The 10,108-nt window shown below is 75.1% G+C and carries 9 protein-coding genes; 6 read left to right on the top strand and 3 right to left on the bottom strand.

Annotation, left to right across the window (positions count from 1 at the left end; all coding sequences use genetic code 11):
- The first annotated feature begins 126 nt into the window (after positions 1-126).
- Positions 127-306 carry a hypothetical protein gene (locus AB0M30_RS36050; protein ID WP_364593466.1) on the top strand — a complete coding sequence of 60 codons (180 nt, stop codon included), beginning with the start codon at positions 127-129 and terminating at the stop codon, positions 304-306.
- Complete coding sequence (nrfD, locus tag AB0M30_RS36045) at positions 303-1,316, top strand: NrfD/PsrC family molybdoenzyme membrane anchor subunit (RefSeq protein WP_364593464.1); 1,014 nt, start codon at positions 303-305, stop codon at positions 1,314-1,316. The genes AB0M30_RS36050 and nrfD overlap by 4 nt, the downstream gene beginning before the upstream one ends.
- Positions 1,317-1,325: 9 nt before the next feature.
- Here nrfD and AB0M30_RS36040 read toward each other — a convergent pair whose 3' ends face one another.
- Positions 1,326-1,745 carry an STAS domain-containing protein gene (locus AB0M30_RS36040; RefSeq protein WP_364593461.1) on the bottom strand — a complete coding sequence of 140 codons (420 nt, stop codon included), beginning with the start codon at positions 1,743-1,745 and terminating at the stop codon, positions 1,326-1,328.
- A gap of 284 nt (positions 1,746-2,029) precedes the next feature.
- On the opposite strand from AB0M30_RS36040, the gene AB0M30_RS36035 reads away from it, so the two are divergent.
- The 4 genes from AB0M30_RS36035 (at position 2,030) to AB0M30_RS36020 (ending at position 7,084) form a co-directional block, all read left to right on the top strand.
- Entirely contained in the window at positions 2,030-3,406 is a 1,377-nt protein-coding gene (locus AB0M30_RS36035; protein WP_364593458.1) for a protein kinase, read from the top strand.
- 164 nt (positions 3,407-3,570) lie between these two features.
- Positions 3,571-4,944, top strand: coding sequence for a serine/threonine-protein kinase (locus tag AB0M30_RS36030; protein ID WP_364593455.1), 1,374 nt, complete (start codon positions 3,571-3,573; stop codon positions 4,942-4,944).
- A 125-nt stretch (positions 4,945-5,069) separates the two neighbouring features.
- The gene (locus AB0M30_RS36025; protein ID WP_364593452.1) at positions 5,070-6,158 is read left to right on the top strand and encodes a LacI family DNA-binding transcriptional regulator; all 1,089 of its coding nucleotides are present in this window, start codon (positions 5,070-5,072) and stop codon (positions 6,156-6,158) included.
- Positions 6,159-6,232: 74 nt separating this feature from the next.
- A complete protein-coding gene (locus tag AB0M30_RS36020; RefSeq protein WP_364593450.1) occupies positions 6,233-7,084 on the top strand; it encodes a protein kinase in 852 nt (283 codons plus the stop codon).
- Between the two features lie 66 nt (positions 7,085-7,150).
- Here the strand turns inward: AB0M30_RS36020 and AB0M30_RS36015 are convergent, their stop codons facing one another.
- Together AB0M30_RS36015 and AB0M30_RS36010 are read right to left on the bottom strand one after the other, a co-directional pair.
- A complete protein-coding gene (locus AB0M30_RS36015; RefSeq protein WP_364593447.1) occupies positions 7,151-8,257 on the bottom strand; it encodes a substrate-binding domain-containing protein in 1,107 nt (368 codons plus the stop codon).
- Positions 8,257-10,068, bottom strand: a complete 1,812-nt coding sequence (locus AB0M30_RS36010) for a heparinase II/III family protein (protein WP_364593444.1) — start codon at positions 10,066-10,068, stop codon at positions 8,257-8,259. Before AB0M30_RS36010 ends, AB0M30_RS36015 begins: the two co-directional genes overlap by 1 nt.
- Between the last annotated feature and the right edge of the window lie 40 nt (positions 10,069-10,108).

Below are 10,108 nucleotides of genomic sequence, written 5' to 3'. Positions count from 1 at the left end.
CGGCGGATCCGGGCAAGAACTGATGGTGCCCCACGCCGAACTCCGATTCACCGGCGGGCTCGCGGCGGGCACGTCACCGCTCGCCGCCGCGATCGGGCCGTTCGGGTCGCTCGGAAGGAAGCGCCGATGAGCCCACACGACGGCACCCGGGGCCGCGTCTTCGGCCACCGCAAGCGCGGCGGATCCGGGCAAGAACTGATGGTGCCCCACGCCGAACTCCGATTCACCGGCGGGCTCGCGGCGGGCACGTCACCGCTCGCCGCCGCGATCGGGTCGTTCGGGTCGCTCGGAAGGGAGCGCCGGTGACCTCGCACGAACCGCGCAGCGATGCCGGGGCCGCCGACACCCGGGCCCGTGTCTTCGGCCGCCGCAAGCGTGGCGGGGCCGGGGAAGAGCTGATGGTGCCCCGCGCCGAATTCCGGTCCTACTACGGGCGGCCGGTGCTCAAGCCGCCGGTGTGGGAGTGGAAGGTGCCGGCCTACCTGTTCACCGGCGGGCTCGCGGCGGGCACGTCGCTGCTGGCCGCCGGGGCCGACGTGACCGGGCGGCCCGCGCTGCGCCGGGTGGGCCGCACCGGTTCGCTGGCGGCGCTGCTCGCCAGCGTCTACCTGCTGGTGGCCGACCTCGGCCGGCCGGAACGGTTCCACCACATGCTGCGCGTCGCGAAGCCGACGTCGCCGATGAGCGTGGGCACCTGGATCCTGAGCGCGTTCGGCCCGGGGGTGGGCGTGGCCGCGGCCGCCGAGGTGCTGCCCGCCGGGCTGCGCCGCGCGCTGCCCGGCCGGCTCCTGCGCGCGGCCGCCCGGCCCGCCGGACTGGCCTCGGCGGTCATCGCGCCCGCCGTCGCGTCGTACACGGCGGTGCTGCTGTCGCAAACGGCGGTCCCGGCCTGGCACGAGGCCCACGCCGAGCTGCCGTTCGTGTTCACCGGCTCGGCGGCGGCGAGTTCGGGCGGCTTCGCGATGGCGCTGGTCCCGGTCGAGGAGGCCGGCCCGGCGCGGGCGCTGGCGGTCCTCGGCGCCGCGACGGAACTGGTGGCGTCGAAAGTGCTGGAGAACCGGCTCGGCCTCACGGCGGAGGCGTACACGACGGGCAAGGCGCACCGGCTGCGCAAGTGGTCGGAGCGCCTGACCGCGGCGGGCCTGCTGGGCGCGGTGCTCGGGCACCGCAGCCGCGCGGTCTCGGTGACGGCCGGGGCGGCGCTGTTCGCCGGGAGCGCGCTGCAGCGCTTCGGGGTGTTCGAGGCGGGCGTGGAGTCCACAAAGGACCCGAAGTACGTCGTCGTGCCCCAGCGGGAGCGCGCGAACCGGCGATGACGGCCGCGGTCAGTCCCGCCCGCTCCCCCGCAACCGGGGCAGCACGGCCAGCCAATCCAGCGCCGCGTCGACACTTTCGTGGATCGGCAGCAGCTGCTCCAGCCCCAGGACGCGGATCGGCCGCCGCACCGCCCGGCCGGCCGCCGCGAGCGCGAAGGGCACCCCGCTCACGTGCGCCTCCGAGGCCGCCACCAGCAGCTCCGTGATCCCGCCCGCGCCGCAGAACGACACTCCCGGCAGATCGACCACCAGGGCCCGCGGGGCGAGGTCGATCTCCTCGCCCAGCCGCGTCCGGAGCCGGCTCAGCACCGGCAGGTCGATTTCGCCGCGGATCGCGACGACCGTCGCCTCCGCCGTGGCGGTCACCCGCAGGGTCATCGCGGACGGGACGTCGACGCGGAACTGCGGAGCGGCGATCTGGTCGAGCACACAGGCCTCCTCGGAGCGAGGGACGGCACCCGCGGGACGGCGCGCGGGAAACTGGGGGGGCGGCTGCCTGTTGAACCGCGATGCCCCACACGGTACGCCTGTCCGGCGGCGGCTTCCCCGCCGACACCGAATTCGTCGAATTCGGACTCGCGGGGCGGCGAATTCCCGAATGCGCCGCCGCCGAGCCGGATAACGGTTCGGAGATCCCGTCGGTCCCGGAGCCCACCGGACGCCCTTCTTCTGCTAAAAAGTTCATCGTTTCACCGACCGACGCAGGGGTACGGGTGGCTTTCGAGGAACAGCTCGTCAACGGGCGGTACCGGCTACTGGGGCACCTCGGCCGCGGCGCGATGAGCCTGGTGTGGCGAGCCAAGGACGAGCGGCTGGACCGCGTCGTGGCCGTGAAGCAGTTCCTGCACGAGCCGGGCATGGGCGGCGACGTCTGCGAGCGGGCGATCCGGGAGGCGCGGCTGGCGTCCCGGCTGCGGCACCCGCACGCCGTCGCGGTGTACGACGTGTTCGAGGACGCCGGCTCGATGTACCTGGTCATGGAGTACGTGCCCGCCCGGTCCCTGACCGAGCTCCTCGTCGAACGCGGGCCATTGCCCCGGTGCGATGTGCTGCGGCTCGGGCGGCAGGTCGGCGCGGCACTGGCCGCCGCGCACGGCGACTGGATCCTGCACCGGGACGTCACGCCCAACAACGTGCTCGTCACCGACGACGGCACCGCCCGGATCACCGACTTCGGCGTGTCACGCGCGCTCGGCGAGCACCCGGCCGCCGACGAAGGCGTCGTCGTCGGCACGCTGCCCTACCTGGCTCCGGAAGTCGCGCGGGGTGGCGAAGCGGGGCTGCCGTCCGACGTCTATTCGCTCGGCGCCACGCTCTACACCGCCTTGGAGGGCACGCCGCCGTTCGGCACCAGCGACGACCCGATCACCCTGCTGCGGCGGATCACCGAGAACCAGCTCACCCCGCCGGTCCACGGCGGCCCGCTGACCGCCGTGCTGCTGCGGATGCTCGAACGCGATCCGGCCGTGCGCCCGTCCATGCAGGAGACGGTGGAGCTGCTGGCCGCCGTCGGCAGGCCGGTGCCGGCCCCGCGCCGGCGGTCCCGGTTCCGCCGCGCCACCCTGATCGGGGCCGCCGCGTGCCTGACGTCGGTGAGCGTGGTGGCCGGCCTCGCCCTCGCCGACCGGCCCGCGACCACGACCGCGGCCCCCATCGAGCACCTGCCGACGACGATCACCGCCGACCACACGGTCAGCAGCACCACCACGGCACCCGCGCCGGTGCCGGCCCGCGCGTCCGACGGGCCGGCGCGGCGCTCCACGCCACCGGCTGCGCCCGCGACCTCCGGGTGCACCGCGCGCTACGAGGTCACGAACGCCTGGCCGGGCGGGGCCCAGGCGCAGGTGACCGTGCACAACGACCGGGAGACCCGGCTCACCGGCTGGACGGTGACCTGGGTGCAGCCCGGCGGGGCCGGCATCCGGGACCTGTGGAACGGCACCCTGACCCAGGCCGGGTCGTCGGTGACGGTCACCGACGCGGGCTGGAACGCGCTCGTCGAGCCGGACGGCTCGGCCTCGTTCGGCCTGAACCAGGACATCACCGGCGGCCACCCGGGCGTCCCGGCCCTCAGCTGCCGGACGCAGTGAGACCGTTATCGTTCCGTCACAACCGAATTGCCGATTCTTCCGTAGCGGCCGGCCGCGTTTCCGGCATCCGGAACGAATACGTCGAACGCATTTCGTACCCCCACCCAGGTGAGTGAATTGGTCCGACGAGCCGAACTGCGCGCCGGAACCGGCCGTGTTCCCCGATGACGGAAACGACGGAGGGGAGCGTGCCCGTGCACGAAGGGGCAGTGATCGCCGGCCGGTACCGCGTGCTGGGCCGGGCGGGTCACGGCGCGATGGGGACCGTGTGGCGGGCGAAGGACGAGCGGCTCGACCGCCTGGTGGCGATCAAGCAGCTCTTCCCCGACTCCCCCGCCGACCCGGCGGCCGCCGAGCGCACGCGCGACCGGACGATCCGGGAGGCCCGGGTCACCGCCCGGCTGCGCCACCCGCACGCGGTCGTCGTGTACGACGTCGTCGAGCAGGGGGCCGCGGCCTACATCACGATGGAGTACCTGCCGGCCCGCACGCTGACCGAGCTGCTCGAGGAGCACGGCCCGCTGGTGCCGGAGCACGTGGCCGAACTGGGCACCCAGCTCGCCTCGGCGCTGGCCGCGGCGCACGCGGAAGGCGTGGTGCACCGCGACATCAGCCCCAACAACGTCCTGGTCACCACCGACGGCGCGGCGAAGATCACCGACTTCGGGGTGGCCCACGCGCGCGGCGAAGGCACCGCCACCGGCCGCGGGCTGGTCGTCGGCACGCCGGCCTACCTCGCCCCGGAAGTCGCCGACGGCGCCGAACCCGGCTTCCCGTCCGACGTCTACTCGCTCGGCGCGACGCTCTACACCGCGCTCGAAGGACGGCCGCCGTTCGGCACCGACGAAAACCAGCTGGCCCTGCTCAAACGCGTCGGTGCCGGCACCGTGACCCCGCCCGTCACCAGCGGCCCGGTCACCGACGCCGTCCTCCGCTTGCTCCACCGGGATCCGGTCGCCCGCCCCACGATGGCCGGGGCCGCGCGGCTGCTGACCCGCGCCACCGCGCCCGGGGTGGTCCCGATGGCGGCCCCGGCGGACAGCGTTCCCGTGCCGGCGCGCCGTCGCCGCTCCCGGCTGGCCTTCGCCGGGACGGCGCTGGCGTTGACCGCGGCCGCCGTCGTGGCGGCGACGACGTCGATCCCGCCCGGCCGGGAGTCCGCGAGCGCGGCCGCCCAGCTCGCTTCGGCGCCGTCCACGACCCCGTCGGCGTCCCGGAACCCGGGTCCCGCCGGCTGCGCCGCGCGCTACCAGGTGGTGAAGTCGTGGGACGGCGGGTTCCAGGGACTGGTGACCGTCCGCAACAGCGGGCGGGCTCAAGTCATCGGGTGGACGGTCAGCTGGACCACCCCCGCCGGGACGAGCATCGACGACCTCTGGAACGGCAGGCTCGTGCGGACCGGCGCCACCGCGGCGATCGCGAACGCCGAGTGGAATGCGGTGCTGAAGCCGGGCGAATCGACCACCTTCGGCTTCATCGCCCTGGCCCGCGGCGGCAACCGCGGGATGCCGGTGACCGACTGCCGTCCCGGGGAATGAATCGGCGTCGAGGCGTTTTCGATCATCCGACGAAGGTGGCTTGACCAGCTGCGTTGACCGGCATTAAGGTCGGCGTCCACCCCTTCTTGTTAGCGCTAACTTCCGGCCGGACAACGGATCGGACAATGGGTCTCGAGAAAGTCCTCACCAAGATGACGAATTTCCGCGACGTGGCGGACGAGCCGTCGGGCGGCGGCCGCGGCGCGGTGACGATCACCGACGTGGCGAACGCGGCCGGTGTCTCGGCGAGCACGGTGTCCTACGTGATCACCGGGAAGCGGACGATCTCGCCGGCCACCCGGCGCCGGGTCGAAGAAACCATCCGCGCCCTCGGCTACCGGCGCCGCGGCGGCTCGCCGTCCCCCCGCGCCGGCGTCCTCGCGGTGGCGGTGCCGCCGCTCGGCGACCGGCAGCTGGGCATGGAGATGGAGTTCTTCTCCGCGGCCGCGGGCACGGCCCGCGGCCGCGGCTACGACCTGCTCCTGGTGACCGACGACGACGGCACGTCGGGCCTGCACCGGGTGACCTCGGCCGCACTGGCCGACGCGGTGATCGTGCTGGACGCCGGCGACGACGACCCGCGCGTGCCCGTCCTGCTGGCTTCCGGCCGCCCCGCGGTGCTGGTCGGCGCGCCGGGGCAGTACCGCGGGCTGGCGTCGGTGACGCTCGGCTTCGCGCCGGCCGGCCGGGCCTGCCTCACCCACCTCGCCGACCTGGGCCACCGGTCGGTCGCCCACCTCGGGGCGTCGGCCACCCTGCCCGGCCACCGGCTCCGGTACTTGACGGGCTTCACGGAGAGCTTCCAGGCCGCCGCCGGCGAGCGCGGCGTGAAAGCGGTTTCCCGGCCCTGCGCGCCGGTCGCCGAAGACGTCGCCCGCTGCCTGGACGAACTGCTCGCCGACGGCGGCCCGACCGCGCTGGTCGTGCACGACGAAGCCGCCCTCCCGCTGGTCATGGGCACCCTGCGGCACCGCGGGCGGCGGGTACCCGGCGACGTCTCCGTCGTCGCGGTCTGCTCGGACACCGTGGCGGGGCAGCAGCGGATCCGGCCCACCGCGGTGGTGGTCCCGGCGGCCGAACTGGGGGCGCTGGCCGTGCGCCGGGCGGTCGACCAGCTCGACGGCGGTCCGGCCGCCGAGCCCGCCGCGGTGGTCCCGGCGTTCGTCACCGGGGAAAGCACCGCAGCAGCGCCCGCGGCGATGTCCGAGGCGTGAGAATTACCGAACCTGTTTCCCGTTGCGGCCGTATTTCCTTTCAGAGGGGCCGTCGACGGCGACAGGGGATACGGGTGGCAGCGAAAAAGGGTGCATTGGCCGGGCGATACCGGTTGCTCGAACCGGCCGGCCACCATCCCGGCGCCACGGCGTGGCGGGCCAAGGACGAATTGCTGGACCGGTTCGTGGTCGTCGAACGGCTGCCGCCCGGGTGCCCGTTCGACGCGGCCCATTCCGACCGCGTCCGGGCCAAGGCGATCCGCGACGCGCGCGCGGCCGTCCGGCTGCACCACCCGCACGTGGTCGTGGTGCACGACGTGTTCGAGCACGACCTGACGCCGTACGTGGTGACGGAGGACCTGGCGGCCGGCACCCTGGCGGACCTGGTCGAGCGGCGCGGGAGCTTCCGGCCGGACCGCGTCGCGGCCCTCGGCGCGCAGCTGGCTTCGGCGCTGGCGGCCGCGCACGCCGAGGGGATCCTCCACCGCGGCTTCGGCCCGGACAAGGTGCTCCTCACCGCGGACGGGACGGCCAAGATCGCCGGCTTCGGGCTGGGCACCGGTGGTTTCCCCGCCCCGGAGGTGGCCGGGGGTGCGAGCCCGGGGTGCGCCTCGGACGTCTATTCCCTGGGCGCCACCCTGTACTTCGCCCTCGAAGGGCGGGTGCCGGGCACCGTCGTCCCGCCGCGGACCCGCGGCGCGGTGCTCGATGCGCTGCTGGACCTCGTCCGCCCGGAACCGGCGGCCCGGCCGTCGATGGCGGACGCCGAACGCACGCTCACCGGCCTCGCCGTGTCCCGCCCGCTGATCCCGGCTCGGAAGATCAGGTCCCGGGCGCGTGTCCTGATGACGGGCACGGTGCTCGTCGTCGCCCTCGGCACGGCGGTGACGACGCACGCGGCCCTCCGCCGCCTCGCGGCCTCCTGAGGTTGCGAGCGCCTGAACCGAGTCCCGGCGGGGCAATCCGCACCACCCGCCATTCGATCCGGCCCTTCACTCGAGTGCGGATTCCGGCGCGCTTCCGCACGATTCGCGCACCACGAGCGTCGGCCAGAGCTGCAGCCGGTGCACGGGCCGCCCGGTCGTGTCGGCGAGCCGGGCCAGCGCGAGCTCGGCGGCCACCGCGCCGAGCCGGTGCTTCTGCGGGCACACCGCCGTCAGCGGCGGATCGGACGCCGCCGCGACCTCGTCGTCGTAGGAGACCACCGCCAGTTCGCCGGGCACCGCGATGCCGCCGTCGCGCGCCCGTTCGATCAGGCCGATGGCCTCCCGGTCGGCGTGCACGAGCAGCGCCCGGACGCCGGCCCGGAGGCAGCGGTCCAGCAGGGCGTCGTACTCCTGCGCCCACCCCGGGGAGCCGTAGACGGGCACGTCGAGGTCGAGCGCCGCGCCGGTGTCCAGCCCCAGGGACCCGATCGTCTCGCGCCAGCCGGTGCGCAGCGCCCGGCTCGTCGGGCTGGACCGGGACGTGACCAGCCCGACCCCGCGGTGGCCGAGGGAAACCAGGTGCCGGACGGCCAGGCCCGCGCCGAGCGCGTGCGCCGTGGTGGCCGCGTCCAGCGCCAGCGTCGGCAGCTCCGGCGGCGGCAGGCGTTCGACGAGCACCACCGGGACGCTCAGCGAACCCAGCCAGCGCAGCAGGTCCAGGGCTCCCCGCCCGCTGGTGGCCGGGGCGACCAGCAGCGTCTGCACACCGCGTTCGAGGAGCTTGGTGATCTGACGGCGGTCCTCGGCCGCGTCGTAGCTGGACGCGCGCAGGACGAGCCGGCCCCCGCTGGCGGCCACGGTGGACTGCGCACCCTGGACCACCGTCGGCCAGTAGTACTCGACCGACGGCGCGACCATGCCGACCAGCGCGCCGTGCGCGGCCGGGCCGAACGCCGAAGCCGCGCGCCCCGGCTCGGGGTGGCCGCCGCGGGGCCGGGTCAGCGTGACCCCGCCGTGCACCCGCGTCAGCAGGCCGCGGTCGGCCAGCTCGGTGACGTCCCGCCGCACGGTGACCGCGGTGACGCCCAGCCGCTCCACGAGGTCGGCGAGCCGGACCGCGCCGTGCTCGCGCACCACCGAAAGGATCAGCTGGTGCCGTTCGGAGGCGAGCATCACCGGACCTGCTCCAGCCGGACCCGCGCCGGGCCCTCGCGCACCAGCAGGGTGAGCCGGGTCAGCTGCGCGCCCCAGGAGGCCCGCAGCAGGGGATCGGCCAGCGGCCGCCGCTCGAGTTCCGCGGTGGTGTGCCGGGCGTCCCAGCTCAGCCGCAGCACCCGCCGGCCACCGAAGGAGGCGAACGCTTCGCCCTCCCCCAGTTCGACGTCGCCCGCGAGGACGTGCCGCAGCCGGACCGGCCGGACGGACTCGTCGTCCGCCACCTCGACGTACGCGGGCGTGGCGCGGACCAGCCGCACCGACCGGGTCCAGCGTGGCACCCCCGGGTAGGCCCCGGCGAGGTCCGCGGACAGCGTGGCCGCGGCCGCGGTGAGCTCGACCCGGACGTCCCGCGCCGCGCGGTCCTCCCCCGGTTCCTGCGTGACGCCCGGCTCGGGAACGTTGTGCCACTCGCTGCGCAGCGCCCAAGCCCGGTAGCGGTCCGGCCCGAAGCTGGCCGCGGTGTAGGTCGGCTGGCCGGCGTCGGCCACCACCGGCACCCCGTCGACCGCCACCCAGTAGGACCCGACGTCGAGGTGGTTGTGCCGCTCGCCGTTGTGGCCGGCCTTGGCCGCCACGGTCAGCCCGCGCGGCGTACCCGCCGTCTCCCGGGCCACGAGCACCTGCACCCGCGGCAGCCACTCTTCGCGGGCCAGCCAGCTCGCGCCGGGCTCCGCGGTCACCGCCTTCCGCCAGTCCGGGTCGGCCAGCCCGGCCAGAGCGCGGCCCAGCCCGGCCGACGGCCAGACGAGCCGGCCGCTCGCGCGCGCCCGGCTCACCGCGTGCGCCCGGACGTCGTCGTCGCCGAGCCGCTCGCCCCACCGGTGCAGGACGTGCCACGGCTGGGCCGGCGACAGGCGGGCCGGGGCGTCTCCGGCGTTGACATACGCATCGCCGCCCAGGTGCATCCGGTGCGGAAAGCGGATCAGCGGAGCCAGCACGGGCAGCTCGCCCGCGTCGGCGCCGGTGGCGTCGGCCAGCAGGTCGAGGCACTCCAGCAGGCGGCAGGCCCCGTGCCACCAGTAGGCGACGCCTTCGTCGATGCCGCCGTCGTCGGGCAGCACGGCGACGTAGTGGTCGAGGCCTTCGACCACCAGCCGCACCAGCCGCAGGCGCCGCTCTTCGTCGTCGACGAGCAGCAGCGCGGCGGTGAGGACGGCGCTGTGGATCCACGGGTTCCAGTTGTGCGCGTCGCCGTCGAGGCCGAGCCAGTGCCAGTCGCGGACGCGCTCGAACGGCGTCAGGACGCGGAGTTCGACTTCCCGCCGCAACCGCTTGCGCAGGCCGGAAGCCCGGCCGTCGAAGAGCGGGCCGAGGACGTGATCGGCCCAGGCGAACAGGGCTGCGGCTTCGGCCGCGCCCAGGTCGAGGAAGGGGTCGTCGGGATCGGCGAGCATCTCGCCCCGGGCGGCCGCGTGCCGGTCGTGGGGCGCCCAGCACCAGGTGGTCGCCTCGGCCAGCGCGACCAGCCCGTCGATCGCGCCGTCGAGGAACGCCGTCTCCTCCGGGGCCAGCACCGCGGCCAGCACCAGCGTGGTGACGCGTTCGCGGAGCTCGCGGGCGGCGTCTTCGTAGTCGGTCCGGACGCCGTCGCGGAACGTCCGGGCCCACGCCGTGGCCGTCAGGACCGGCGCCGGCCGCGCGAGCAGAGCGCGGGCGTCGGCGAGCAGCTCGGTCCCGTCGGCCGCGTCCCAGACCGCCCGGTCGCGGACGTCCGGAAAGGCGGGCCGCACCACCGGACGGCCGTCGAAGACCGAGCGCAGGACCACAGTGTCCCCTTCGGTTCTGATCGTTTGTGATCGGTTTTGA

This window comes from Amycolatopsis sp. NPDC051716 (genome assembly GCF_040681595.1).
Taxonomy (GTDB): Bacteria; Actinomycetota; Actinomycetes; order Mycobacteriales; family Pseudonocardiaceae; genus Amycolatopsis.
This window is presented reverse-complemented; position numbering and strand designations above follow the sequence as displayed.

Excerpts from the sequence above, each read along its gene's own strand:
- AB0M30_RS36050 (WP_364593466.1), top strand. The coding sequence starts at position 127 with ATGAGCCCACACGACGGCACCCGGGGCCGCGTCTTCGGCCACCGCAAG.
- AB0M30_RS36030 (WP_364593455.1), top strand. The coding sequence starts at position 3,571 with ATGACGGAAACGACGGAGGGGAGCGTGCCCGTGCACGAAGGGGCAGTG.
- AB0M30_RS36025 (WP_364593452.1), top strand. The coding sequence starts at position 5,070 with ATGGGTCTCGAGAAAGTCCTCACCAAGATGACGAATTTCCGCGACGTG.
- AB0M30_RS36015 (WP_364593447.1), bottom strand. The coding sequence starts at position 8,257 with ATGCTCGCCTCCGAACGGCACCAGCTGATCCTTTCGGTGGTGCGCGAG.